The sequence below is a fragment of the Streptomyces sp. NRRL F-5630 genome, from assembly GCF_000719475.1.
Lineage (GTDB): Bacteria > Actinomycetota > Actinomycetes > Streptomycetales > Streptomycetaceae > Streptomyces.
The window spans coordinates 19,960-44,678 of record NZ_JOGO01000051.1 but is presented as its reverse complement, the minus strand read 5'-3'; the positions used below and the strand labels follow the sequence as shown (position 1 = coordinate 44,678).

Below are 24,719 nucleotides of genomic sequence, written 5' to 3'. Positions count from 1 at the left end.
TGGGGGGGGGTGTCGGCGGGCGGGGTGTCGGCGGACGGGTGGCCGGAGGCGGGCGGGGGTGAAGGCCCGGCGCGGGGGCCTCCCGCCGGGGTGAGGGCCGGGTGCGGGGACCTTCCGCCGGGGGCCTTCCGCCGGGGCCTGCGTGCCGTTACTGCGTGCGGACTCCCACGCCGTCGCCCGCCAGGCGGACGTGGATGCCCTCCTTCGTCACCCGGACATTGGAGAGGGTGACGTCCCCGCTCTGGGTGGGCAGTTCGGGGAGGCGGAAGCCGAGCGTGAGCCGGTCGGCGAGCTGGGGGCGGGTGAGGGCGGAGAGCGAGGTGAGCAGGCCCGGGTCGAAGCCGAGGCGGCTCAGGAGACCGGGATGGCCGAGGGCCGCGTCGACGAGGTTGACCCGCATGAGGTCGTGGACGAAACGGGGCGTGCCGGTCACCTCGCGGAGCTTGTCGTCGCTGCGCAGCGCGGCGTCGGCCGCCGACCGCGGGACGCCGAGGCGGCGGGTGATCTCGCGCACCCCGAAGAGCGCCTTCACCCGCGCGGTCCGCTCACGCAGCGCCTTCGCGCCCTTCTCGGTGAGGTGCAGCCCGTCCGAAGGGCCCGTGCCCGGCTGGAAGGTGGCCAGGTCGCCCAGGCTCAGCCGGATACCGCCGATCTCGGTGCGGATGCCCCGGGCGCCGTCGCGCGTGATGCGGGCATCGGCCCGTACCCGTACGTCGTGCCCCGCGACCGGCAGCGTGCCGCGGGCGAGGACCCGGTCGCGGCCCGTGCCGGTGAACGTGACCTGGCCGGCGCCCAGCTCGCGGTGGAGGTCGTCGAAGGAGAGCAGGACCTCGCCGCGCACCGTCCCCGCGTACGCGCCCTTCAGCCGCGTCGGCAGGTCTCCGCTGAGCCGGATGTCCTCGGCCGTCGCGCTGACCTTCGCGAGCGAGACGCGGTCGGCCGCCACGTCCGGGACCGTCACCGTGACCGAGTCGAGGTGCTTGCCGAGCACCTGCGTGACGAACGGGAACCCGCCGATGCTCACCTCGGGCGTCGCCTCCAGGCGCATCGTGTCCTTCAGCTTCTCCGCCGCCGCGTGCTCCGCGTACAGCACGGCCCAGCGGTCGCCGAGCGCGAGGAAGGCGAGCAGCGCGACGAGCGTGACGACCGCCTTGAGCGTGAAGGGGACGCCCGCGAAGCGGAGGAAGGGGCGGCGCCTGCGCCGGGGCGCGCGCCGGTGGTCGGGCGCGGTCCAGGGCGCCCCGTCGTCGTCCGTGTCCGCGAACGGCGGCTCCGTGGGGCGGAGGAGGCCGTCGAGCGGTCCGGCCAGCTCCCCGAGTTCCTCGTACGGGTTGGGGGCCGGGCCGCCTCCGTACGGGCCGGGGGCGGGCTCCAGCGGGCGCGTGTCCGGGGTGGGGGGCTCGTGCGCGGGCCCGGACGGGTGGGCGGGATTGCGGGGGACGGTGCTCCGGTGGGCGGTGACGGGCTGGTCAGCGGTGGTGCGGTCGGTCATGCGGTGGGGGGAACGCATCGGCGCAGTCCACCACAGGGGCGGGTGGCGGCCGCAAGCGCGCTTCCTCCCTTGTCCGCATATGCCGGGCCCCTGTACGCGGAGTCGTCACGAGGTCTTCGCGGCTCGTCCGGAACCGTGGCGGAGTCCGTGCGGCGGTGGACGGACGGCAGTGCCCGCGCGGTGGAGTCCGTGCGGGTACGCGCGGAGGGGCCCGCTACTCGGCCTCGCCCGGCGGGCGGACCGGAGCCCCCGGGATGGTGATCGTCGCCAGGGTGCCGGGCCCGCCGTCCGGGGCCGGGGCCAGCGTGACCGTACCGCCGACGTCCTGCACCGTACGGGCGACGATGGACAGGCCGAGGCCCGAGCCGGGGAGGGAACGGGCCGAGGGGGAGCGCCAGAAGCGGTCGAAGACGTGGGGCAGCTCCTCGGCGGCGATGCCGGGCCCGTGGTCGCGCACCGTCAGCGCGCCGTGCTCCAGGCGGACGCGGATCACGCCGCCCTCCGGACTGAACTTCACCGCGTTGTCGAGGATGTTGACCACGGCGCGCTCCAGCGGTGCCCGGTGCGCGCGCACGAACCACGGGCTCAGCTCGGCGTCGATCGTCAGGTGCGGGCCGCGCAGCCGCGCGCGGGCGAGCGCCGTCTGCGCCACGTCGTGCAGACCGACGATCTCCAAGGGGCCCTGCTGGCGCGCGTCCGGGCGGGACAGCTCCTGGAGGTCGCCGATGAGCGCCGCGAGTTCCGTCATCTGCGCCTTGACCGATTCGAGCAGCTCATGGCGGTCCTCCGGCGGGATCGCGCGGCCTGTCTGCTCGCTGCGGACGAGGAGTTCGACGTTGGTGCGCAGCGAGGTCAGCGGGGTGCGCAGCTCGTGTCCCGCGTCCGCGATGAGCTGGCGTTGCAGCTCGTGCGAGGCCGCGAGCGAGGCCGTCATGCTGTTGAACGAGCGCGACAGGCGCGCGATCTCGTCGTCCCCCTCGACCGGGATGCGGGTCGTGAGGTCCTCGGTGCGCGCGATGTGCTCGGCGGCGCGGCTCAGGTCGTCGACCGGGCGCAGCCCCGTGCGCGCGACCCACAGCCCGGCGGCCCCCGCGCCGATGACGCCGACGCCGGAGACGAGGAGCAGGATCAGCGCGAGTTCGTTGAGGGTGTCGCGGGTGTCCTTGAGCGGCACGGCGATCTGCACGGCGCGCCCGGCGAGGAGCTGCTGGTTGTTGAGCGCCACGGGGAGGGTCAGGACGCGCACGTCCCGGCCGTCCGTCGTGGTGCCGTCGCGGGTCTGCGGGCCGCGGCCCTCGGGGTCGTCGGCGAGCGCGCGGTCGGCGTCGGTGACGCGGACGACGCCCGTCGAACCGTCCGCCACGCAGGGGTGGTCGTAGTCGACGCTGACGATCTGGAGGTACATCGGCGCGGACGGCGGGCGCTGCGAGGAGTCCTGCGCGGGCGGCTCGGAGGGACAGGGCCCCGCGACCGCCTGCACCCACGACAGGTGCACCCGGCTCGCCTGGTCCTTGAGCTGCGAGTCGACCTCGTCGTAGAGCTTGCCGCGGACGAGGAACCAGCAGGTCACCGAGACGGCGGCGACCGCGATGGCCACGGCGGCGGCGGACAGGAGGGAGAGCCGCGAGCGCAGCGGGAGCGCGCGGAAGCGGCGGACGACGCGGTTCACTCGCCGCCGCCGCGCAGGACGTACCCGACGCCGCGCACGGTGTGCACGAGGCGCGGTTCGCCGCCCGCCTCGGTCTTGCGGCGCAGGTACATGACGTAGACGTCGAGGGAGTTGGAGGAGGGCTCGAAGTCGAAGCCCCACACCGTCTTCAGGATCTGCTCGCGCGTGAGGACCTGGCGGGGGTGGGCGAGGAACATCTCCAGCAGCGTGAACTCGGTACGGGTCAGCTCGACGGCGCGGCTCCCGCGTGTCACCTCACGCGTCGCGAGGTTCATGCGGAGGTCGCCGAAGGCGAGGGTCTCCTCGTCGTCGGCGGCCTGCTGGGCGACGGCGTACGAGGAGCGGCGCAGCAGGGCGCGGATGCGGGCGAACAGCTCGTCCAGCTCGAAGGGCTTGACGAGGTAGTCGTCGGCCCCCGCGTCGAGGCCGGTCACGCGGTCGCCGACCGTGTCGCGCGCGGTGAGCATGAGGACGGGCACGGTCGAGCCGGTGGCGCGCAGACGGCGGGCGGCGGTGAGGCCGTCCATGCCGGGCATCTGGATGTCCAGGACGACGAGATCGGGCGGGGTCGCCGCGGCCTTCTGGAGGGCTTCGTGCCCGTCGGCCGCGACCTCGACGCCGTATCCCTCGAAGGCGAGCGAGCGGCGCAGCGCCTCCCGGACGGCGGGTTCGTCGTCCACGACGAGGATGCGCTGCTGCCGCTGCTCGCGGTCGCCTTCCTGCGGGCTCATCGCTTCCTGCTCCTCGGTCTGCTCGGGTCCTGTGCGCGGGTGGGTGCGCGGGGCGGCCGTCACGGCGTACGCGCCGGTGACGACGGCGCCCAGCCTGCCACGCCCGGGGCCCGGCGAGCCGTTCAGTCCTGTGCGCCGGAGCGCAGCTTGGCCAGGTCGGCCTTCACGGTGTTGACCGGGATCGCGAAGCCGAGGCCGACGCTGCCGGCGTCCGAGGAGGAGGACTGGCCGCCGCTCGACGAGGCGGAGTACATCGCCGAGTTGATGCCGATGATCGCGCCGTTCATGTCGATGAGGGCCCCGCCGGAGTTGCCCGGGTTCAGCGAGGCGTCGGTCTGGATCGCCTTGTACGTGGTGGTGCTCTCGCCCGTGTCGCCGTTGAACTGCTCTCCGCCGAACTGGAAGGGCCACGAGTCCTCGCCGCCCGCGGAGCCCTGGCCGCCGCCCTGCCCCTGCCGCCCCTGGCCCTGCGAGCCGCCGTTCTCCTTCGCGACCGTCACATCACGGTCGAGGGCCGAGACGATGCCGCTGGTCACCGTGCCGCTCAGGCCCTCGGGGGAGCCGATCGCCACGACGTTGTCGCCGACCTGGAGGTTGTCGGAGTTGCCGAGTGTCGCGGTCTTGAGGCCGGAGGCGTTCTTCAGCTTGATGAGCGCGAGGTCCTTGGAGCTGTCCGTCCCGACGACCTCGGCCGTGTACGTCTTGCCGCTCTTCAGCGCGACCTTGATCTGCTGGGCACCCGAGATGACGTGGTTGTTGGTGACGATCTCGCCGTTGGACGTGATGACGACGCCCGCGCCGGTCGACTCGCCCCCGTTCGACGTGGCGCTGATCTCGACGACGGCGGGGCTCACGGCGGCGGCGACGCCCGCGACTGTGCCCTTGCTCGACTCGGAGACCGTTGTGCCGCTCACCGTCCTGACGGTGTCGCCGCCGTCGCCGCCGAGCTGCTGGAGGCCGTACGAGGTGGCGCCGCCGACGACCGCGGCGGCGACCGCGACGGCTGTGAGGATGCCGCCCGGACCGCGCAGCCGGAGCCGCCCGCGGGAGCGGGCCGGGGCCGCGGGGGGCTCGACCGGGTAGGCGTAGGGGTCGGGCTCGTACGCGGGCGGCGGCGGGTACGAGGCCGGGGTCGCTGCGGACGGGGTGCTGGGGCCGTACGGGTTCTCGCTCATGTGTCTCAGCGTGTCCGCGGATCATGAGAGGTCCCTGAGACGGGGCTGAGAAGGGTGGCAGAAGGCTGTTTGGCGTGGATAAAGGGGGGGCCCGCCGGGCCGGGGTACGCGTGGCGGGGCGGGGAAAGGGGGCCCCGCCGGGCCGGGGGCGCGTGGCGGGGTGGGCGGACAGCCTGCGCCCGCCCTGGGTGCGCGTGACGGGGTGGGCGGGACAGCCCCCACCCGCCCTGGGGGGCTCCCCTGCTATCAGTCTTCCGCAAACCGCCCGCGTCCCCCGACCATCCCGGCGAATCTGTGGATAACTTCCCCGAAGTCGAAAATCCCGCCACTCGATCGGATGAGGAGAGTGTGCGCGAAGCGCCGCGCCCGCACACGCACCCGCAGCCTCAACCGGGCCCGCGCCGCAGCTTCACCCCCGCCTACGCCCGCCCCCGCAGCCTCACCGCACCCGCCCCGGCGCCCGCCGTCCCCGCACCCGCACCCCACTCCCCGCACCCTCACCCACACCCGCACGAGCGCCGGATCACCAGGCGCGACGGGTACACCCGCAGGCGTTCGCGGCGGGGGCTCGTGACGCGGAGGGCGTCGTCGAGGACGAGGTCGACGGCCGCGCGGGCCATCGCCGTGCGGTCGGAGGCGACCGTCGTGAGGGGCGGGTCGGTGAGCGCCGCCTCCTTGACGTCGTCGAAGCCCGCCACCGCGAGTTCGCCCGGGACGTCGATGCGCAGTTCGCGGGCCGCCCGCAGGATGCCGATCGCCTGGTCGTCCGTCGCGCAGACGAGCGCCGGGGGCCTGTCCGGGCCCGCGAGGAGTTCGAGGCCCACCTTGTAGGCGTCGTAGCGGTTGTACGGGCTCTGGAAGAGGCGGCCGGCGGTGGGCAGGCCCGCCTCCGTCATCGCGCGGCGCCAGCCCTCGATGTGGTCCGAGACCGGGTCGCCCTCCGCCGGGGTCTGCTCCGTCCCGCCCAGGCAGGCCACGTAGGGGGCGCCGTGTTCGAGGAGGTGGCGGGTCGCGAGCTGCGCGCCGCCGATGTCGTCGGTGACGACCGCGACGTCGTCGATCGGGGAGGGGCGGCGGTGCAGGAGCACGATGCGCGCGTCCCACGCGTCGATCTCGGCCGCGGCGGTCTCGCTCGGGCCCTGCGAGACGAGGATGAGCCCCGCGACGCGCATCCCGAGGAAGGCCCGCAGGTAGTGGACCTCGCGGGCGTCCGCGTAGTCCGAGTTCCCGACCAGGACCATCTTCCCGCGCTCGGAAGCCGCCTGCTCGACCGCGTGCGCCATCTCCGCGAAGAACGGCTGGCGCGCGTCCGGCACGATGAGCCCTATGAGATCGGTGCGGCGCGAGGCCATGGCCTGCGCGACCCGGTCGGGCCGGTAGCCCAGCTCCTTGATCGCGGTGAGCACGCGCTCGCGCGTCGCCGGGGCGACCGGCCGGGGTCCGTTGTTGATGACGTAGCTCACGACGGCGGTCGAAGTCCCCGCCCGCCGCGCCACGTCGTCCCGCGTCACCTTGGCCACGCCGCGCAGTCTACGCGGGGGGAAAGCGCTGCCCAGGGGCCCCGGAGAGCGGCCCGGGAGCGCAAAAGGGACGTAAACCCCGGGGCGGGGGCGGCCCTCCGGCGGAGACCGGACGACCGCCCCCGCCACCGGGGCGCGCGGCGGTTCAGCTCTTGGCCGGGGCCGTGGCCCTGACCTCGCTCTTCTCCGCGGCCGCGGTGTCCTGCGGGGCGCTCGCCGCCCCGTCGTCGGCGGACCGCTCGGCGGCGCTCTTCTCCGTCCGTTCGCGTTCCGGCTTCTCAGGAGTCACGAAGCGGTATCCCACATTGCGGACAGTGCCGATGAGGGATTCGTGCTCGGGGCCGAGTTTGGCGCGCAGGCGCCGTACGTGGACGTCCACGGTGCGGGTGCCGCCGAAGTAGTCGTAGCCCCACACCTCCTGCAGCAGCTGGGCGCGCGTGAAGACGCGGCCCGGGTGCTGCGCGAGGTACTTGAGGAGCTCGAACTCCTTGAAGGTCAGGTCGAGGACCCGGCCCTTGAGCTTCGCGCTGTAGGTGGCCTCGTCGACGGAGAGGTCGCCGTTGCGGATCTCCATGGGGCTGTCGTCGCCCGCGTTCTGGCGGCGGCCCGTCGCGAGCCGCAGCCGCGCCTCGACCTCGGCGGGGCCCGCCGTGTCGAGGAGGACGTCGTCGACGCCCCAGTCCGCCGTGACGGCCGCGAGGCCGCCCTCGGTGACGACGAGCAGGAGGGGGCAGCCGGGTCCGGTGGAGCGCAGGAGCTGACACAGGGAGCGCACCTGCGGCAGGTCGCGGCGGCCGTCGACGAGGATCACGTCGGCCCCGGGGGTGTCCACGAGCGCGGGCCCCTCGGCGGGCGCGACGCGGACGTTGTGCAGGAGCAGGCCCAGCGCGGGCAGGACCTCCGTGGACGGCTGGAGGGCGTTGGTCAGGAGGAGCAGGGAGCTCATCGGAGGCCACCTGCCTCCGTGGTCGTGCGGGGCCGGCTGGAATGGTGTGCGTCTCGCTCGCCCATCACAGGTTCCTCCTCGGTACCGATGGGTCCCCGGCCGCGGCCGGGATATGCGGCACTTCTTCGTACGGGGAAGCCTCGGGCCCCCGCGTCCCCGGGGAGCCCCGTGTTCTCACGGCCCGCTGCACACAGCCGGTGGGGGCCGGTTGTATACAACGCGCCGGAAAGCACGAAAGGACCCGGGGGCTTCGCTGCCCAGGTCCTCTGCCGAGGAGAATAGCCCACATGAGCGCGACGAGGGCAGGTTCCGGACCTGTAGGACCGGTCACGGAAGGGGCCGGGGCACCCGCCCCGCGCCGGGCGCGCGCCAGTCTGCGGGCGGCGGACGGGGTACGGATCGACGCGGCGTACGAGCCGGGGCCGGGGCCGGTCGGCGGGCCCGTCGTGGTCCTCGCGCACGGCTTCACCGGCGATCTGGACCGGCCGCACGTACGGCGTGCCGCGCGCTTCCTCGCCCGGCACGCGGCGGTCGTGACCTTCTCCTTCCGGGGGCATGGGCGCTCCGGGGGCCGTTCCACGGTCGGGGACAGCGAGGTGCTCGACCTCGCCGCCGCCGTCACCTGGGCGCGCTCGCTAGGACACAGCCGCGTCATTACGCTCGGCTTCTCGATGGGCGGCTCCGTGGTCCTGCGCCACGCGGGTCTGCACGGCCTCGCTCGGCGACGGTCGGCGGAGCCCGGCATGGCGGAATCGACCCCTGTCACGCCGGGAGCAGCGCCCGGTACGAACGAAGGGCGCACGGGAGCGCGGAACGGAGCACAGGGGGCGGAAACCCCGCCGCAGGCCCCCGCCACGCCCGAGACCCCCGCACCGCCGGAGACCCCCGCACCGCCGGAGGTTCTCGCACCGCCGGAGGCCCCCGCCGGACACGACGTCCCGCCCCGCCCCGCACCCGGCCCCGTACCCGCCCCCGCTCCCGCAGCCCTCCCCGCGCCCCTCTCCGAGGCCGACCGCCTCCTCGTCGCCGGAGGCCGCGCCGACCGCACCGATCTCGTCATCGCCGTCAGCTCCCCCGCCCGCTGGTACTACCGGGGCACGGCGCCCATGCGGCGCCTGCACTGGCTCGTGACCCGGCGGCTCGGGCGCACCGTGGGCCGCTTCGGCTTCCGCACCCGGATCAGGCCGGGCGACTGGGACCCCGTGCCACTCTCGCCGACCGCGCTCGCCCCGTACATCGCCCCCGTGCCGCTCCTGCTCGTGCACGGCGACCGCGACCCCTACTTCCCGCTCGACCACCCGCGCGCCCTCCTGCGGGCGGCGGGGACGCACGGCGAGCTGTGGATCGAGCGGGGCATGGGGCACGCGGAGAACGCGACGGACGAGGCGCTGCTCGGGAGGCTGTGGCGGTGGGCGGAGCGGACGGGCGCGGCGGCGGGGGCATGATGGACGCCCCGCGGGGTGCGGGCGCGGAAGGAGAGGAGCGCGGCGTGGCAGTGGGCACGGTGCGGTACTGGGCGGCGGCGAAGGCCGCGGCGGGGATCGCCGAGGAACCGTACGAGGCGACGACGCTGGCGGAGGCCCTGGAGGCGGTACGCGTCCGCCATCCGGGAGAGCTGGTCCGGGTCCTGGACCGCTCCTCCTTCCTCGTCGACGGGAATCCCGTGGGGAGCCGTCCGCATGAGACGGTACGTCTGGCCGAGGGCGGCACGGTCGAGGTGCTCCCGCCGTTCGCAGGAGGGTGAACCGCACACCATGAGCAACCAGCCGTACGACCCCTACGGGCACCCGCGCCCCCAGCCCCCGGAGCAGTGGCCCACCGGGCAGCAGCCCGGCCAGGGGCAGCAGCAGGACGACATGCAGCAGACCCAGACCTGGCAGGCGCCGACCTGGGAGACCTCCGTGCAGCCGGTCGTGCCGCCCGAGTCGGCGGCCGAGGCGACGGCGTACCTGCCTCCCGTGCCGCCCGCCCAGCCCGCCGAGCCCGTCCCGCACGCGCCGTTCGCCCCGCCCGCCCAGCCCGCTCCGGCCGTCTCCTACGAGCACCGGTCGCCGGGGCCGTACGGGAGCGAGGACCCCTACGTCTCGCAGGGCGGGACCGGCCTCCCGCAGGGCGGGACCGCCTTCCCGTCGTACGGGCAGCCGGAGGCGTACGGGCAGCCGGAGGCGTACGGGCAGCCGGAGGCGTACGGCCGGCAGGGGCAGGGGCAGGAGCAACAGGGGCACGGGTACGAGTACGGGGCGTACACGCCGCCGCCCGGACCCTCGCCCGTACCGCCCGCCGCGCCGGTGACGGAACCGCCCGTGACGCCCGCCGCGGCGCCCGTACCGCCCGCCGCTCCCGCCGAGCCGGTCACCGCCCCGGCGGACGGCGGGCCCGGCTTCGGTCCCGCGACGCTCGCGGGGAACACGCGGATCTCCGACGCGCAGCGCGCCCGCGCCGAGGGCCGCTCGCCGATCATCTACCCGGGCACGCAGCCGGCCGCGCTCACCGCCGTGCTCGCGCTGCTCCTCGCGGGCGGCGCGGCGCTCGGCTCCTACGGGCTGCTCCTCCCGCTCGTCGTGCTCCAGGCCGTCACGGCTGCCGGGTGGTTCCGGCTCAACGGCATGTGGCCCGCGCGGCAGGGCATCGCGCTCGCCTTCCTCGGCGGGGTCGTCGCCGACATCGGGGTCCTCTCGGCGGACTCCGGGCCCGGGGCGATCATCGGCGCGGCGGGGGTGTGGGTGCTGCTGTGCGTCGTGCTCCAACTGCGCAGCCACGCCTCGCCGGACGAGCGGCTGTACGGCCTCATGGCGACCGTCGTCTCCTCCGCGCTCGCCGTGTGCGGGGCCGGGTTCCTCGCGGCGGACCCGGGGGCCGTGGTCGCCGGGGCCCTCGGGGTGGCGGGGGCGATCGTGGCGCGGAGCGTGCGGCTGCCGCTGCCGGCCTCCTTCCTCGCGGCGGTCGTCGTGGGTGTCGTGGCGGGCGCCGCCGGTGGCGCCCTCGGCGGCCTGGGGGCCGGGGCGGGCGCGGTCGTCGGGCTCGCGGCGGCGCTCTGCGCGGTCGTGGGGCACCGGGTGGCCTCGTACGACTACCCGTCGCGGTTCGTGCACATGACGGCGGGGGTCGCCCTGCCGCTCGCCGCTGCGGCTCCCCTCGTGTGGTGGCTGGGCGCGCTCGTGGCGTGAGTCCTTCGGCGGGGCGGGCTCCGTCCCGGCTCCGCCGAAGGACTCGTCCGAGGGGCTCGTTCTCGTGGTGCGGCTGGTTTTCCGGTGCGCCCCGGCGGGGGATTCCGGGGCTGCGCGCCGGGTGCCGCGGGGCTGGAGATTGGGGGTAGGCGCTCGTCATGCGTCTCTTGCGAATAGTCGTCGTGCTCGTCGTCCTCCTCGGTGGGGGCGGTCTCGTCGCCGACCGGTGGACGCACCACCGGGCCGAGGAGGAGGCCGCCCGGCGGGTGGAGGAGCGGCAGGGCGTCGAGCACGCCGCCGTGGACATCCAGGGGTTCCCCTTCCTCACCCAGGCCGTCTCCGGACGGATGGAGCGCGTCGATGTCCGCCTGGACGGGTACCGGGCGCGGACCGAGCAGGGGCGGGTCAGGGTCGCGCGCGTGGACGCCGCGCTGCGCGGCGTCCGGTTCGACGACGACTACGAGCGGGCGCGGGTCGACAAGGCGTCCGGGAGCGCCCGGATCGCGTACCGGGACCTCGTGAAGTCCCTCGGCGACGAGGAGATAAGCGTGGCCTCCGGCGTCTCCGCGAAGATCGCCTCGCTCAAGGACGGCGGCGAGGGCCGGATCGCCGTGGGCATCGAGGGCAGCGTCCTCGGGCACGCGCTCCCGGGGACCTTCACCGTGCTGTGCACCGTCTCGGTCAAGGACGGCGACCGCTTCGTCCTCCACGCCGACAGCCTCCCGGACCTCGGCATTCCGCTGCCGGGGAAGGCCGGGCGCGGCCTCGACATCGAGCAGAAGGCCGACGACCTGCCCGAAGGGGTGCGCCTGGACTCGGTGCGGGCCGCGAGCGACGGTATGCGCCTGCGGTTCTCGGGGAAGGACCTCGACCTGCGCGAGGCAGCGCGCTGAGCTGCGGTGCCCGCATGGCGGACAACATCGTCTCATTATGCGAACGGACGGTGACATGCCCCGGAATCGGTCCCTACGATCGGACGCATGACGCACCAGGCGGACCTCACGAAGCGGCGGGCAGTGGACCTGTGCCGCGTCGCCGCCATGCTCTGTCGCCTTTCCTGACGCCCGCGCGAGCCGCGCTCGCGTTCCGGGGGCTTAGAAGCCGTACGCGACAGCAGTGCGTGACGCCTTCGGCCCCCCTCCCGCGCGGACCGCGCTCCCGCTCGTACGGCCGCATCGCCCGTACATCCGCACTTCGCGCCCCCTTGCCGGGCACAGCCCGCACGCATCCCGCACGACGGAGGAGAAGAGTATGAGCCGCAGTGACGTCCTGGTCGACGCCGACTGGGTGGAGGCCCACATCGACGACCCGAAGGTGGTCGTCGTCGAGGTCGACGAGGACACCTCGGCCTACGACAAGAACCACATCAAGAACGCCGTCAAGATCGACTGGAAGACGGACCTCCAGGACCCGGTGCGCCGCGACTTCATCGACCAGGAGGGCTTCGAGAAGCTGCTCTCCGCGCGCGGCATCGCGAACGACGACACCGTCGTCCTCTACGGCGGCAACAACAACTGGTTCGCGAGCTACGCGTACTGGTACTTCAAGCTCTACGGCCACCAGGACGTCAAGCTCCTCGACGGCGGCCGCAAGAAGTGGGAGCTGGACTCCCGCGACCTCGTCGACGGCTCCGAGGTCCCGTCCCGCCCGGCGACGACGTACACCGCGCAGCCCCAGGACACCTCGATCCGCGCCTTCCGCGAGGACGTCGTGAGCGCGATCGGCGCCGAGAACCTCGTCGACGTCCGCTCGCCCGACGAGTTCAGCGGCAAGCTGCTCGCCCCCGCGCACCTGCCGCAGGAGCAGTCGCAGCGTCCGGGCCACGTGCCGAGCGCCCGCAACATCCCGTGGTCGAAGAACGCCAACGACGACGGCACCTTCAAGTCGGACGAGGAGCTGAAGGCCCTCTACGCCGACGAGCAGGTCGATCTGGAGAAGGACACGATCGCGTACTGCCGCATCGGCGAGCGCTCGGCCCTCACGTGGTTCGTCCTGCACGAGCTGCTGGAGATCCCGAACGTCCGCAACTACGACGGTTCGTGGACCGAGTACGGCAGCCTCGTCGGCGTGCCGATCGAGCTCGGCGCAGCGAAGTAGTACCCCGGGGACCGCGCACTCCCGCGCGGTCCCCACGTACCCACCCCGACCCGCTACAGGAGTAGTTCATGTGTGGAGCGAAGGCCGGCGGCCCCGACGCCTCGACGATCAAGCCCGGTGAGACCACGATCCAGGGGCAGGTGACCCGCGACGGCGAGCCCGTGGCCGGGTACGTGCGGCTCCTCGACGCGACGGGCGAGTTCACCGCCGAGGTCCCGACCTCCGCGACCGGGCAGTTCCGCTTCTACGCGGCCGAGGGGACCTGGACCGTACGCGCCCTCGTCCCCGGCGCCACGGCGGACCGCACCGTCGTGGCGCAGCAGGGCGGGCTCGCCGAGGTCGCGATCGCGGTCTGAGCGGTACCGAGCAGAGGTACGGCCCCTCGCGGGTGACGCGCGGGGGCCACGGACGGCCGGAGGGCCGTGTCCCAGGGGGTTGGACGCTTCCTGACAGGGGCACGGCCCTTCGCGCCGTCCGGGCCCGACGCGGTCTTTCGCGCCGTCCGGGCCGGGCGCGGCCCTTCGCGCGGTCGCGCGCCCGGCCTGCCCGGACGGCCCGCAAGGCGTGCCGTCCTCCGCCGGGCGGCCTACCGTGGAGGGATGTACACGCGACGGAGGCGGGCCTACTTCCTCATGATGGGGATCTGCCTCGTCCTCTTCGTCTCCGCCTGGGCCTTCGTCCGCATCTGGTCCGTCCCGGCGGCCATCGGCGTGTGCGTCGTCGCCCTCGTCATCCCGCCCGTCGCCGCCATCGTCGCCAACCGGCGCGGCCCCGAGGACCGCTGGTGGGACGAGAAGGACGGCGAGAACGGCGAGGACACGGTGGGCAGGGAAGAGGGGCGCGGCAGGAAGCGCGAGGACCCGGACCCGGGCCGACGCCGCTGCTGAGCCCGCCCGCCGCTGAGCCCGTCCGCCGCTCAGCCCGCCCGCGGCTGAGCCCGTCAGTACACGAGCGCCTGGACGCCGTCCTTCATGATCTCGCTGACGAAGACCTGTGCCCCGGCGATCCGCACGCCCTCCAGGACATCCTTCTGCGCGATGTCCCTGCGCGCCGCGCACTGCGTGCACAGCGTGATCGTGCCGCCCGCCTGGATGGCCTCGATCAGGTCGGGCAGCGGTGCGGAGTGCGGGAGGGCGAACTCGGCCGCGCGGCCCGGCAGTGCGAACCACGCCGCCTCGCCCGTGAGCCACAGCGAGACCTCGACCCCGCTCGCCGCCGCCACCGAGGCGACCGTGAACGCCTGCGAGCAGCGCTCGGGCGCGTCCGCGCCCGCCGTCACCTTGACCACCAGCTTGTCTGCCATGGCCGCATCGTAACGGCGCGGTGTACAACCCCCCGGGGGGACTGCGGGTCTCCTGTGTGCATGGTTGCACGATGCGGGGCAAGGAGATCTCGCCCGCCTCTTGGTTCAAGACCATGCGCCAGCTCCTGGCCTGACTCCCCGGCTCGTGCGAGGGCGGCCGAGGCCCCGTCCGGCTCGTGCGAGGGCGGCCGAGGCCGCGTCCGGCTCGTGCGACGGTGGCCGGCTGCCCCGCACAGCCCATGCGGGGCGGCCGGCCGCCCCGCCCGGCCGCCCTCGCCCCACCCCTGCCCGCGCCTCCGATTAAGCTGAGTGCCGCCCGACCACCGGGTCCCGCGCTCGCGGGGTCCGCCCCTTCCAAGGAGCGCTCCATGCTTGAGGCCATCTACACGACTCTCCTCGTGCTCGTCTGCGTCGGCGTCCTCGCCTTCGCCGGTCTCTCGCTGAAGAAGCTGTACCAGGGCCAGCGCTGACCGCGTCCCGCCGCTCCCACCGCCGTACACCGAGAGATCGCTGAGCACGCACGCCATGATCGAGATCCCCTCCGACCTCCACCGCGACCTCGTCCCCCTCGCCTGGCTCCTCGGCGACTGGGCCGGCGCGGGTGTCTTCGACTTCCCCGGCGCCGAGAAGTGCAACTTCGGGCAGGAACTCTCCTTCCGCCACGACGGCAGGGACTTCCTGGAGTACACCTCGCACAGCTGGGTGCTCGACAAGGACGGCAACAAGGTGGGCCCGCTGGAGTCCGAGTCCGGCTTCTGGCGGATCGGCAAGGACCGCCAGGTCGAGACCGTCATGACGCGTGACACCGGGGTCGTCGAGGTCTGGTACGGGCAGCTCGCCGAGGGCAAGCCGCAGATCGACCTCGTCACCGACGCCGTGGCCCGCGTCGAGGCGGCCGAGCCCTACAGCGGCGGCAAGCGCCTGTACGGATACGTCAACGGCGACCTGCTGTGGGTCGGCGAGAAGCAGACCCCCGAGGTCAGCCTGCGCCCGTACATGTCCGCGCAGCTCAAGAAGGTCGTGAGCCCCGAGCAGGTCGCCGAGATGGCCCGCAACCTGCCGGACATGCCGGACGACGGCATCGCGTTCTTCAAGTAGGCCCTCGAGCGGGCCGTCCCCCGGGGCCGGGGCCGCCTTTCGCGGTCCGGTCCCGCTTGCCGCGCCCGCGCCTACACTGGTGGTGTGGTGAGCACCGACTGGAAGAGCGACCTCAGGCAGCGCGGCTACCGGCTGACGCCGCAGCGCCAGCTCGTCCTGGAGGCCGTCGACGCGCTCGAACACGCGACGCCCGACGACATCCTCTGCGAGGTGCGCAAGACGGCATCGGGCATCAACATCTCGACCGTCTACCGCACCCTGGAGCTCCTGGAGGAGCTGAACCTCGTCAGCCACGCGCACCTCGGCCACGGCGCCCCCACGTACCACCTCGCCGACCGGCACGACCACCTGCACCTCGTGTGCCGCGACTGCGCCGACGTCATCGAGACCGAGGTCTCCAGCGCCGACGCCTTCGCGCGCAAGCTCCGCGAGGAGTTCGGCTTCGAGACCGACCTCAAGCACTTCGCGATCTTCGGTCGCTGCCGCAACTGCAGCGAGGACCGCGAGTACGGACCCGGTGACGACGCCGAGCGGGCCGGGCACACGCCGGGTGACCGTGCCGGGCGCCCACCGGGTGGGCACCCGGAGCACGCCCGCTCCCTGCCGGAATAACCGGGGCCGCGCCGGGGTCGTACCCTTCGTGGATATGAAGACGACCGAGTCGCAGAGCCCGCTCCTCACCCTTCCCGGAGCCGTCGCCGCCGAAGGCGTGGACGCCGGGGTCGCCGCGCACTACGGCGACCTCTTCCGCGAGCAACGCGCCCTCGCCGACGGGCGCGGCTTCGTCGACCTCTCGCACCGGGGCGTGCTCACCGTCGAAGGGCCCGAGCGCCTCGCCTGGCTGCACCTGCTGCTCACCCAGCACGTCAGCGAACTGCCCGCCGGGCAGGCCACCGAGGCCCTCGTCCTCTCCGCCAACGGCCACGTCGAGCACCACCTCTCCCTCGTCGACGACGGCACCACGACGTGGCTCCACGTCGAGCCCGGCACCCGCGAGGCCCTGGCGGGCTACCTGGAGAGCATGAAGTTCTTCTACCGCGTCGAGGTCGTGGACCGCACGGAGGAGTACGCCGTCGTCCATCTGCCCGCCGGATCGATCACGCCGACACCCGAGGGCGCCGCCGTACGGGAGACCCCGGACGGACGGGACGTCTTCCTGCCCCGTACGGACCTCGCCGCCTTCGCCGAGGCCGCCGGGCCCGCGATCGGGCTGCTCGCCCTGGAGGCCCTGCGCGTCGAGGCGCGGCGCCCCCGGCTCGGCTTCGAGACCGACCACCGCACCATTCCGCACGAGGTCGGCTGGCTCGCGAGCGCCGTCCACCTCGACAAGGGCTGCTACCGGGGCCAGGAGACCGTCGCGCGTGTCCACAACCTGGGGAAGCCGCCGCGCCGTCTCGTCTTCCTCCACCTCGACGGCAGCGAGGTCCACCTCCCGCCCCACGGCGCCCCGCTCCGCCTCGCGGCGGAGGGCCCCGAGAGCCGCGTCCTCGGTTTCGTGACGACCTCCGCCCGCCACCACGAGCTGGGCCCGATCGCCCTGGGCCTCATCAAGCGGAACGTGCCGGTGGACGCCCCGCTGCTGGCCGAGGAGACAGCGGCGGCGCAAGAAGCCGTGGTCACTTCTTGATCGCGTCGGCTTCGCCTCCGGGAGCGCCGGAGCCGGTGCCGAGTCACCCGACGTGCTCGGCCGCTCGTTCCTCACGGCCTGCGCGCGACGGGCGCCTCGACACCGTCGCGCTCCCTTCGGCTCTGCCGACGCTGGTCGGCCCTGCCGGGGCTCCGGGAGCGTTCGCGCCCGGGGCCCCGGCGGTCACATCTCCAGCAGGACCGTGAAGGGGCCGTCGTTCGTCAGCGAGACCCGCATCGAGGCGCCGAAGCGGCCCGTCTCGACGTGCGCCCCGAGGTCGCGCAGGCACCGTACGACCTCGTCCACGAGGGGCTCGGCGACCTCGCCGGGGGCCGCCGCGTTCCAGGTGGGGCGGCGGCCCTTGCGCGCGTCGCCGTAGAGCGTGAACTGGCTGACGACGAGGAGCGGGGCGCCGGTGTCGGAGCACGACTTCTCGTCGCTCAGCACCCGCAGGGACCACAACTTCCGCGCGAGCTGAGCGGCCTTGGCGGGGGTGTCCTCGTGCGTCACCCCCACGAGGACGCACAGTCCTTCGCCCTTGATCTCGCCGACGACCTCGCCCGCGACGACGACACCGGCCCCGTCCACCCTCTGCACGACTGCACGCATACGCCCCATTGAACCGTGCCGGGCCGGACGGCGGCCGGGAAGGGGGGCGCCCGGGGGGCGCACAGACCCCGGGTTCGGCCGCCCCCCCGTGCGGCCCCCGCTCCACTCCGTACGCCCTCGTGCGCTGCGCTACATGGTTGCTTCCCGGCAGCCCTCCTCCCTTCCCGATTCCCCTCCGGACGTGCGCACATAAAGCGGTCGCTAACGGTTCAACAACCCGCGAATGCGGCCAGTTGGACACAAGGGCCGCCTCGCGGGAGCAGAATGCATCCAGCGCCGCGAGGCGCGTCGAGGGGACGGAAACACATGAACAGCTCAGCCATGAAACAACCCGGGGCCCTCGCGGCCCCCACCACGCGCACCGAGGGCACCGCCCACGCCTGGGCCACGGCCCGCGCGCCCCGCCCCCGTGAGGAGGAACCCGAGGCGCCCACGGTCCGCCTCGAAGGGCTCACGCTGCCCGAACTGCGGGAACTGCGCCGGGTGTCGGGCCGCGAGGAGGCCGAACTCAGCTACGTACGGCGGATGCTGCACGGCCGTATCGACATCCTCACCGCCGAGATCCGCGGTCGCACCACCGCGCCCGCGCCCGCGCCCGCGCCCGCCGGTCGGCAGGCGCCCCCCGCGCCCGCCGGGCGCCAGGCGCCGCAAGCGCCCGCCGTGCCGCGCTCCGCGCCTCCCGCCGTCGCGGGTCCCGGGGACGCCGACGTCGTGGCGCGCCTCGCGGGCATCCTGCGGGACGGCCCGGCCCGCCACCGCTCCTCGGTCCGGCACCTCAGCGTCGGGACGCCGGACGGGAAGGAGGCCGAGCGGCTCGCGGGGGCGATCCTCCAGGAGGTCTCGCTCTCCGACCTCGGGGCCCGTACCGACGAGGAGTTGTCACGCGGCCGGGCCCGCCTGCTCGCCTACGAGGCGGACGTCTCGCGCCGCCGTCTCGCCCTCCAGCGGACCGCCGACGGGTGCAGCGCGGAGATCGCCCGCAGGTACCGTGAGGGAGAAGCGCAAGTAGACGACCTGCTCCTGTGACGAGGCGGTGAACCCGCCGTCCCCGGCCGTGCCCCCGTGGGCGCGCGGCCGGGGGCCGAGGGGGCGGGCCGCCCGCCCGGAAGGCCGTACCACCCCCCATGACCACCACCCCGTCGCACTCCGTCGTCGCCCCCGTACTCGCCGAGGTCGTACGGTCCGGCTTCCCCGAGAGCAGGCACCGCGGCAGCCTCGTCCTGCTCGCCCCGGACGGCTCGGTCCGTACCGCCCTGGGCGACCCGGCGGCCCCGGTCTTCCCGCGCTCGGCGAACAAGCCGATGCAGGCGGCGGCCGTGCTGCGCGCCGGACTCGGCCTGGAGGGCCCCCGGCTCGCCCTCGCGGCGGCGAGCCACTCCGGAGAGCCCTTCCACCGTTCGCTCGTACGGACGATGCTGGACGAGCACGGGCTCGATCCGGCGCGGCTCCAGTGCCCGCCCGACCTGCCCCTCGACCCCGAGGAGGCGGAGGCGTACCTCGCGTCCGGGGAGGTCAGGGAGCGGATCACCATGAACTGCTCCGGCAAGCACACCGCGATGCTCGCCGCCTGCGAGGCCGCGGGCTGGCCGACCGACACGTACCTCGATCCGGGGCACCCCCTCCAGCTCCTCGTGCGCGACTGCGTCGAGGAGGCCGCGGGCGAGGAGATCTCCGCGCTCGGCATCGACGGCTGCGGCGCGCCGCTCATGGCGCTCAGCCTCACGGGCCTCGCGCGCGCCTTCCGCTCCTTCGTCCTCGCCGACCCGTCGAGCGCGGAGGGCCGCGTCGCCGCCGCGATGCGCGCGCACCCGGAGTACGTGGCGGGCACGCGCCGCCCGGACACGTGGCTCATGCGGGCCGTTCCCGGGGTCCTCTCCAAGATGGGCGCGGAGGCCGTGCAGGCGGTCGCGCTCCCCGACGGCTCCGCGCTCGCCTTCAAGATCGACGACGGCGGCGGCCGTGCCCTGCGGGCCGTCCTCGCGCGCGCCCTGGAGATGCTGGGCGTGGACGACCCGGTGGTGGACCGCATCGGCGACGTGCCGCTGACGGGCGGCTCCGTGGTGGTCGGGGAGGTCCGGGCGACGTTCTGAGCGTCCCGGAAACCGGATGGCCCCCGGCGGGATGCCCCGCCTAACCTGCCGGTATGCCCCTCGACATCCGTGCCTTGACCAGCCCCGACGAACTCGCCGACTGGCTCAGGGTGGTGCGCACCGCCTTCCTCGAACCTCCCACCGTCCCGGCCGAGCGTCTCGCCGAAGTCGCCGACTCCTTCGCGGAGTCACGTTTCACCGGGGCCTTCGAGGACGGCGGCTGCGTCGGCACGCTGCGTTCCTTCCCGCAGCGCGTCACGGCGGTCGGTGGCGCGCGGGTAGCCGCCAACGCCGTCACCGCCGTGTCCGTCGCGCCCACGCACCGCAGGCGCGGCGTCCTCAGCCGCATGATGGGCGCGGACCTCGCCGCCGCGCACGCGCGGGGCGAGGCCGTCGCGACGCTCATCTCGGCCGAGTACCCCATCTACGGCCGCTTCGGCTTCGGCCCCGCGACGCACTCGCTCGACTGGCGCGTCGACGTCGCGGCCACGGGCATCGACCGGCAACGCGCGCTCCCGCCCGGCGACGGGCGGCTCGCGCTCGTCGACGCGGAGACGGTCCTCGCGCACGGACCGGCGCTGCACGCCCGCTTCCTCGCCGGCCGGCCCGGCGCGGTCAGCAGGGACGCCGCCTGGTGGCGCACCCTCACGGGCACCGGCTGGCGCGCCCCCGGCTGGAAGGAGCCGGTGTACGTCCTGCACCGCGACGCGGACGGCACACCGGCGGGGCTGCTCTGCTACGAGGTGGACGACGCCTCTCGTACCGCCAAGGTCCACGACCTCCTCACCACGACCGCGGCGGCCCGGCGCGCGCTGTGGACGTACCTGTGCGCGATCGACCACGTCGCGCACGTGGAGGTGTACCACCGGCCGCCGGACGACATCCTCCCGCTCCTGCTGCCCGACCCGCGCGCCGCGCGGGTCGCGCGCGCGGCGGACTTCCTGTGGGTCCGCGTCCTGGATGTCGTCGCCGCCTTCGAGGCCCGTACCTACGAGGCCCCCGGCAGCCTCGTCATCGGCGTGGCCGACGCGAGCGGCCCGGCGGGCGGCACGTACCGGCTGACGGCGGACGCGGACGGCACGGGACGGGTCGAGCGGACTGCGGAGGAACCCGAAGTCCTCGTGGACGTGGGCGACTTGGCGCGGCTTTGGCTCGGCGACGGCTCGCCGCTCGCGCTGGCGGACGCGGGGCTGCTCGACGAGCGGGCGCACGGTGCGGCGGCCCGTGCCGAACGGCTGCTGCGCACCGCCCGCCGTCCGTGGTGCCCCGACGGTTTCTGAGCCGTACAGCTCCGCTTCACCGCGGCCCTCGCCGTGCTACGCGCGTTGACCGTATTCTGCCGCCCGTACGGGCACCGCGTCCGTACAGGCTCCGCACAGCGCATCTCCGCGCATCTCCCGAGCGCACGAGGGGACCCCTATGCCCGCCACGCCATTCCGCCCGTCCCGAAGAGGCCGCCGTCTGCTGACCGTTGCCGCCGGGCTCGCCACCGTCGCCGCGCTGACGGCGGCGAGCCCGGCGACGGCGCAGGGCCATCCCGGCCACGGCCACCCGTCGCACGACCGGCCCGGTCACGGCCAGCCGTCGCACGATCGACCGGGGCACGGTCACAACTCCCGCACCGTCGATGTCCAGTTGCTCTCCTTCAACGACTTCCACGGCAACCTCGAACCCCCGGCCGGCTCCTCCGGCTCCGTCTCCGAACTCCAGCCGGACGGCACCACGAAGACGGTCGCGGCGGGCGGCGTCGAGTACCTCGCCTCCTCGCTCCGCACGGCCCGCCAGGGCCACCCGTACTCCGTGACGGCGGCGGCCGGGGACCTCATAGGGGCGAGCCCCCTGCTCTCCGGCCTCTTCCACGACGAGCCGACGATCGAGGCGATGAACAAGCTCGGTCTCGACGTGACGAGCGTCGGGAACCACGAGTTCGACGAGGGCGCCACGGAGCTGGCCCGGATGCAGGACGGTGGTTGCCACCCCACCGACGGCTGCTACGAGAAGGGCAAGAAGTTCCGGGGCGCCGACTTCCCCTACCTCACGGCGAACGTGACGAAGGAGAAGACCGGGAAGCCGCTCCTGAAGCCGTACTGGGTGTGGAAGAAGAACGGCGTGAAGGTCGGCTTCATCGGCGTCACGCTCGAAGGCACCCCGGACATCGTCACGGCGGAGGGCGTCAAGGGCCTGAAGTTCCACGACGAGGCCGAGACGATCAACAAGTACGCGAAGGAACTCGACAAGCAGGGCGTGAAGTCGATCGTGGCGCTCCTCCACGAAGGCGGACTGCCCGCGAACGGCGCGTACAACTACGACTGCGACTCGCCCGCGGCCGGCGGCGGGATCTCGGGCCCGATCGTCGACATCGCGAAGAAGATCTCGCCCAAGGTGGACGCGCTCGTGACGGGGCACACGCACAACGCGTACGTGTGCACGATCCCCGACCCGGCCGGGAACCCGCGCCTGGTCACCTCGGCCTCGTCCTTCGGCCGCCTCTACACGGACACCACCCTCACGTACGACCGCCGCACGCGGGACATCGTCCGTACGAAGGTGGGCTCCGCGAACCACGTGGTGAGCCGCACGCAGCCGAAGGCCGCCGACATGACGGCCCTCATCAGCCGCTGGAACACCCTCGCGGCCCCCGTCGCCAACCAGCCGGTGGGCTACATCTCGGCGGACATCCCGCGCGGTACGAGCCCGGAACAGCCGCTCGGCGACCTCATCGCGGACGCCCAGCTGGCCCACGCGAAGACCCTCGACCCGAGCACCTCGCTCGCGCTCATGAACCCGGGCGGCATCCGCGCGGACCTCGTGCACGCGGCGAGCGGCGCGGAGGGGGACGGCGTGGTGACGTACGGCGAGGCGTTCACGGTGCAGCCGTTCAGCAACACCGTGAACCTGGTGACACTGACGGGCGCGCAGCTCGTGAGCGCGCTCCAGGAACAGGTCAGCGGCCCCAACGAGGCGTCCCCGAAGATCCTCCAGGTCTCGGACGGCCTGACGTACACCCTGGACCTGACGAAGTCGGGGGCGGCCCGGATCGACACGTCCTCGATCCGCCTGAACGGCAAGGAGATCGACCCCGCGGCCTCCTACCGCGTGGCGATGAACAGCTTCCTCTCGGGCGGCGGCGACGGCTTCACGTCCCTCGGCAAGGGCACGAACCCGCTGGTGGGCAGCGACGACCTGCGGGCCCTCAACGACTACCTGACGGCCAACTCCTCCGCGGCGACCCCCTTGACGCCGCCGAAGGCGGACCGGATCACGGTGGTCAAGTGACGGCTTCGGCCGGCTGAACCGACGAGGGTCCCGCCCCGCGCACGTGGCGGCGGGACTCTCGCGCGGGGGAGGCGGACCGCGATGGGAGCCGCCGGGCCGCGTGCGCGGGAGCCGCCGGGCGGCTCAGGGGGTCAGCGGCAGGCACTCCCCGAGCAGGTCCACCAGGTCGTGCCAGGCGCGGGCCGCGTGCGCGGGATGGTGGGCCACGCCCGGGACCGTGCGGTGGCCGACGGGCGGGTAGGGGAAGGCGTGGTGGGCGCCGCCGTAGACGGTGAGGCGCCAGTCGGTGCCGGCCGCCTGGAGTTCGGCGGCGAAGGCTTCGCGCTGCGCGGGGGCCATGACCGGGTCCTCGGAGCCGAACCCGGCCCAGACCGGACAGCGGATGCGGGCGGTCTCGGCGACGCCTCCCGTCACCAGCGCGTTGACCGTACCGATGGCCTTCAACGGCACCCCGTCACGGCCGAGTTCGAGCACGACCGCCCCGCCGGTCCCGTAGCCGATCGCGCCGATCCTTCCGGGGTCGGTACGGGGCTCGGCGGTCAGGACGTCGAGCGCCGCGCGCCCGATCCCGCGCAGCCGCCCCGGGTCGGCGAGGAGGGGCAGACACCGCGCGAGCATGTCCTCGGGCTCGTGGAAGTACCGCCCCCCGTGCAGGTCGAAGGCCAGCGCCACGTACCCGAGTTCGGCCAGTGCCTCGGCCCTGCCCCGCTCGAAGTCGCTGAGGCCGGGCCCCTCGGGCCCGAGCAGCACGGCGGGCCGGGGCCCCGCACCGCCTGGCAGTGCGAGGTGCCCGGTCATGCGCAGCCCGTCCGCGTCGTACGCGACGGCGCGTGTGCGGATCTCTGTCATACGGGGCACGTTACGAGCCGCGCGGCCCGGCTGGGGGCGGGTTCACCACGGGCGGACGACGGCGGAGCGCGGCCGTACGGGCGCGCTGGGCGCGAGGCCGGAGGCACGGCGGCTGGACCGGCAGCCACAGGAACAACCGCTCCCACGGCAACGTTGTGGACCCCTCCGGCCACTGACCCCACCGCGAGGCGCCCCCACCACCGGTCGGGGGCGACCGCCCTCACTGTGCTCGCCCGCCCCCTTCGTGCGGGTGCCGCTTGATGAGGACGCGGCAGTCGGTGGCCCGGGAGTAGTCCCCGACCGCCTCGGCGGCCACCTCCTGGCGTCTCAACTCTGTGCACCGGACGCACACTTCCTCCCGGCCCCGGTCGGCACTCACCCCCGTACCTCCGCCCAGACCCGTTTCCCCCACGGCTTGGACTCCGTTCCCCACTTCGTCGCGTACGTCTCCACGAGCAACAGCCCCCGCCCGCCGAGGGCTTCGGGCCCTGCCGGGCGCAGTACGGGGCGGGCTCGCGAGGAGTCCGAGACCGCGATCTCCGCGCCTCTCGCGTCGAGTCGCGCCACCACGACCCGGATCGTCTCGCCCCGCGCGTGCGTGACCGCGTTCGCGACGAGTTCCGACACGACGAGCGTGGCGGTGTCCGCGAGCGCGTCGAGCCCCCACACCGCGAGCGCCAGCCGCACCAACCGCCGCGCGGGGGCGGCGGATTCACCGGTGCGGGGCAACACCTCGTTGTACGCGGGCACGCCGACGCCGGAGGCGAAGGCGCCAGGGGCGAAGCCGCCGGGGGCATGTCCGGAGCAGGGCGCGAGGTCGTCGTACTCGTTCACGTCGCTCCGCTCCCAAGCGGTGAGTTGTCCACCGTTCGGATGAGGCGGCGGGACGAAGGGGCGGGCGCGGGCGGGGGGTTCGGCCCCGGCGGCTTGGTCGGGGAGGGGTGGGCGCTGGTGCATGGAGGGCCTCGACTTCGTAGTCGGCGCGTCGGAGCAGCGCGAATGTGACTGAACGCGTCGGGCTCGTCACGTTGTCCGCTCATGCGAGTGTGAAGTCTCGCGGCGTCTGCTGC

25 protein-coding genes are annotated in these 24,719 nt (G+C 74.1%); 15 read left to right on the top strand and 10 right to left on the bottom strand.

What is annotated here, in order from left to right; genetic code table 11:
- Nucleotides 1-148: 148 nt before the first annotated feature.
- The 6 genes from IF99_RS0121995 to IF99_RS0121970 all read right to left on the bottom strand — a co-directional run bounded on the left by IF99_RS0121995 (nt 149) and on the right by IF99_RS0121970 (nt 7,533).
- Nucleotides 149-1,510, bottom strand: a complete 1,362-nt coding sequence (locus IF99_RS0121995) for a DUF2993 domain-containing protein (protein WP_030998445.1) — start codon at nt 1,508-1,510, stop codon at nt 149-151.
- A gap of 196 nt (nt 1,511-1,706) precedes the next feature.
- A complete protein-coding gene (locus IF99_RS0121990; protein WP_030998443.1) occupies nt 1,707-3,161 on the bottom strand; it encodes a HAMP domain-containing sensor histidine kinase in 1,455 nt (484 codons plus the stop codon).
- A complete protein-coding gene (locus tag IF99_RS0121985) occupies nt 3,158-3,892 on the bottom strand; it encodes a response regulator transcription factor (protein ID WP_030998441.1) in 735 nt (244 codons plus the stop codon). The genes IF99_RS0121990 and IF99_RS0121985 overlap by 4 nt, the downstream gene beginning before the upstream one ends.
- Before the next feature lie 122 nt (nt 3,893-4,014).
- Entirely contained in the window at nt 4,015-5,067 is a 1,053-nt protein-coding gene (locus IF99_RS0121980; RefSeq protein WP_030998439.1) for a S1C family serine protease, read from the bottom strand.
- Nucleotides 5,068-5,564: 497 nt separating this feature from the next.
- Nucleotides 5,565-6,587, bottom strand: coding sequence for a LacI family DNA-binding transcriptional regulator (locus tag IF99_RS0121975; protein ID WP_030998438.1), 1,023 nt, complete (start codon nt 6,585-6,587; stop codon nt 5,565-5,567).
- Between the two features lie 145 nt (nt 6,588-6,732).
- Complete coding sequence (locus IF99_RS0121970; protein WP_030998436.1) at nt 6,733-7,533, bottom strand: response regulator transcription factor; 801 nt, start codon at nt 7,531-7,533, stop codon at nt 6,733-6,735.
- 287 nt (nt 7,534-7,820) lie between these two features.
- Between IF99_RS0121970 and IF99_RS0121965 the strand changes: the two genes are divergently transcribed.
- From IF99_RS0121965 to IF99_RS0121935, 8 genes are all read left to right on the top strand, one after another.
- On the top strand, nt 7,821-8,978 hold the full coding sequence (locus IF99_RS0121965) for an alpha/beta hydrolase (RefSeq protein WP_030998434.1): 1,158 nt from the start codon (nt 7,821-7,823) through the stop codon (nt 8,976-8,978).
- A 44-nt stretch (nt 8,979-9,022) separates the two neighbouring features.
- Nucleotides 9,023-9,277 (top strand): MoaD/ThiS family protein, encoded by a 255-nt coding sequence (locus IF99_RS0121960; RefSeq protein WP_030998432.1) that lies wholly within the window; start codon nt 9,023-9,025, stop codon nt 9,275-9,277.
- Between the two features lie 10 nt (nt 9,278-9,287).
- Entirely contained in the window at nt 9,288-10,700 is a 1,413-nt protein-coding gene (locus IF99_RS0121955) for a hypothetical protein (protein ID WP_030998430.1), read from the top strand.
- 158 nt (nt 10,701-10,858) lie between these two features.
- Complete coding sequence (locus IF99_RS0121950; protein ID WP_030998428.1) at nt 10,859-11,593, top strand: DUF2993 domain-containing protein; 735 nt, start codon at nt 10,859-10,861, stop codon at nt 11,591-11,593.
- Between the two features lie 87 nt (nt 11,594-11,680).
- The gene (locus IF99_RS35800) at nt 11,681-11,761 is read left to right on the top strand and encodes an Ms5788A family Cys-rich leader peptide (protein ID WP_356236317.1); all 81 of its coding nucleotides are present in this window, start codon (nt 11,681-11,683) and stop codon (nt 11,759-11,761) included.
- A gap of 190 nt (nt 11,762-11,951) precedes the next feature.
- Nucleotides 11,952-12,797 carry a sulfurtransferase gene (locus IF99_RS0121945; RefSeq protein WP_030998426.1) on the top strand — a complete coding sequence of 282 codons (846 nt, stop codon included), beginning with the start codon at nt 11,952-11,954 and terminating at the stop codon, nt 12,795-12,797.
- Nucleotides 12,798-12,865: 68 nt separating this feature from the next.
- Nucleotides 12,866-13,153 (top strand): DUF1416 domain-containing protein, encoded by a 288-nt coding sequence (locus tag IF99_RS0121940; RefSeq protein WP_030998424.1) that lies wholly within the window; start codon nt 12,866-12,868, stop codon nt 13,151-13,153.
- A 243-nt stretch (nt 13,154-13,396) separates the two neighbouring features.
- Nucleotides 13,397-13,684 carry a DUF3099 domain-containing protein gene (locus tag IF99_RS0121935; RefSeq protein WP_030998422.1) on the top strand — a complete coding sequence of 96 codons (288 nt, stop codon included), beginning with the start codon at nt 13,397-13,399 and terminating at the stop codon, nt 13,682-13,684.
- 53 nt (nt 13,685-13,737) lie between these two features.
- Here the strand turns inward: IF99_RS0121935 and IF99_RS0121930 are convergent, their stop codons facing one another.
- Entirely contained in the window at nt 13,738-14,100 is a 363-nt protein-coding gene (locus IF99_RS0121930; RefSeq protein ID WP_030998420.1) for a DsrE family protein, read from the bottom strand.
- Between the two features lie 525 nt (nt 14,101-14,625).
- On the opposite strand from IF99_RS0121930, the gene IF99_RS0121920 reads away from it, so the two are divergent.
- The 3 genes from IF99_RS0121920 (at nt 14,626) to IF99_RS0121910 (ending at nt 16,825) form a co-directional block, all read left to right on the top strand.
- Entirely contained in the window at nt 14,626-15,198 is a 573-nt protein-coding gene (locus IF99_RS0121920) for an FABP family protein (protein WP_030998418.1), read from the top strand.
- A gap of 84 nt (nt 15,199-15,282) precedes the next feature.
- Nucleotides 15,283-15,810, top strand: a complete 528-nt coding sequence (locus IF99_RS0121915; RefSeq protein ID WP_030998416.1) for a Fur family transcriptional regulator — start codon at nt 15,283-15,285, stop codon at nt 15,808-15,810.
- Between the two features lie 34 nt (nt 15,811-15,844).
- Nucleotides 15,845-16,825, top strand: a complete 981-nt coding sequence (locus IF99_RS0121910; RefSeq protein ID WP_030998414.1) for a YgfZ/GcvT domain-containing protein — start codon at nt 15,845-15,847, stop codon at nt 16,823-16,825.
- 183 nt (nt 16,826-17,008) lie between these two features.
- On the opposite strand, the gene dtd is transcribed toward IF99_RS0121910, so the two are convergent.
- Nucleotides 17,009-17,434 carry a D-aminoacyl-tRNA deacylase gene (gene dtd / locus IF99_RS0121905; protein WP_030998412.1) on the bottom strand — a complete coding sequence of 142 codons (426 nt, stop codon included), beginning with the start codon at nt 17,432-17,434 and terminating at the stop codon, nt 17,009-17,011.
- Nucleotides 17,435-17,740: 306 nt separating this feature from the next.
- Here dtd and IF99_RS0121900 point away from each other — a divergent pair, with 306 nt between their 5' ends.
- The 4 genes from IF99_RS0121900 (at nt 17,741) to IF99_RS0121885 (ending at nt 22,800) form a co-directional block, all read left to right on the top strand.
- The gene (locus IF99_RS0121900; protein WP_234340801.1) at nt 17,741-18,460 is read left to right on the top strand and encodes an ABC transporter substrate-binding protein; all 720 of its coding nucleotides are present in this window, start codon (nt 17,741-17,743) and stop codon (nt 18,458-18,460) included.
- Between the two features lie 98 nt (nt 18,461-18,558).
- On the top strand, nt 18,559-19,524 hold the full coding sequence (locus IF99_RS0121895) for an asparaginase (protein WP_030998408.1): 966 nt from the start codon (nt 18,559-18,561) through the stop codon (nt 19,522-19,524).
- 53 nt (nt 19,525-19,577) lie between these two features.
- Complete coding sequence (locus IF99_RS0121890; protein WP_030998406.1) at nt 19,578-20,804, top strand: GNAT family N-acetyltransferase; 1,227 nt, start codon at nt 19,578-19,580, stop codon at nt 20,802-20,804.
- Between the two features lie 139 nt (nt 20,805-20,943).
- Nucleotides 20,944-22,800 carry a bifunctional metallophosphatase/5'-nucleotidase gene (locus IF99_RS0121885; protein WP_030998405.1) on the top strand — a complete coding sequence of 619 codons (1,857 nt, stop codon included), beginning with the start codon at nt 20,944-20,946 and terminating at the stop codon, nt 22,798-22,800.
- Nucleotides 22,801-22,923: 123 nt separating this feature from the next.
- Here IF99_RS0121885 and IF99_RS0121880 read toward each other — a convergent pair whose 3' ends face one another.
- Nucleotides 22,924-23,649: a dienelactone hydrolase family protein gene (locus tag IF99_RS0121880; RefSeq protein WP_030998404.1), complete on the bottom strand. Its 726-nt coding sequence runs from the start codon at nt 23,647-23,649 to the stop codon at nt 22,924-22,926.
- A 375-nt stretch (nt 23,650-24,024) separates the two neighbouring features.
- A complete protein-coding gene (locus IF99_RS0121870) occupies nt 24,025-24,483 on the bottom strand; it encodes an ATP-binding protein (RefSeq protein ID WP_030998401.1) in 459 nt (152 codons plus the stop codon).
- Between the last annotated feature and the right edge of the window lie 236 nt (nt 24,484-24,719).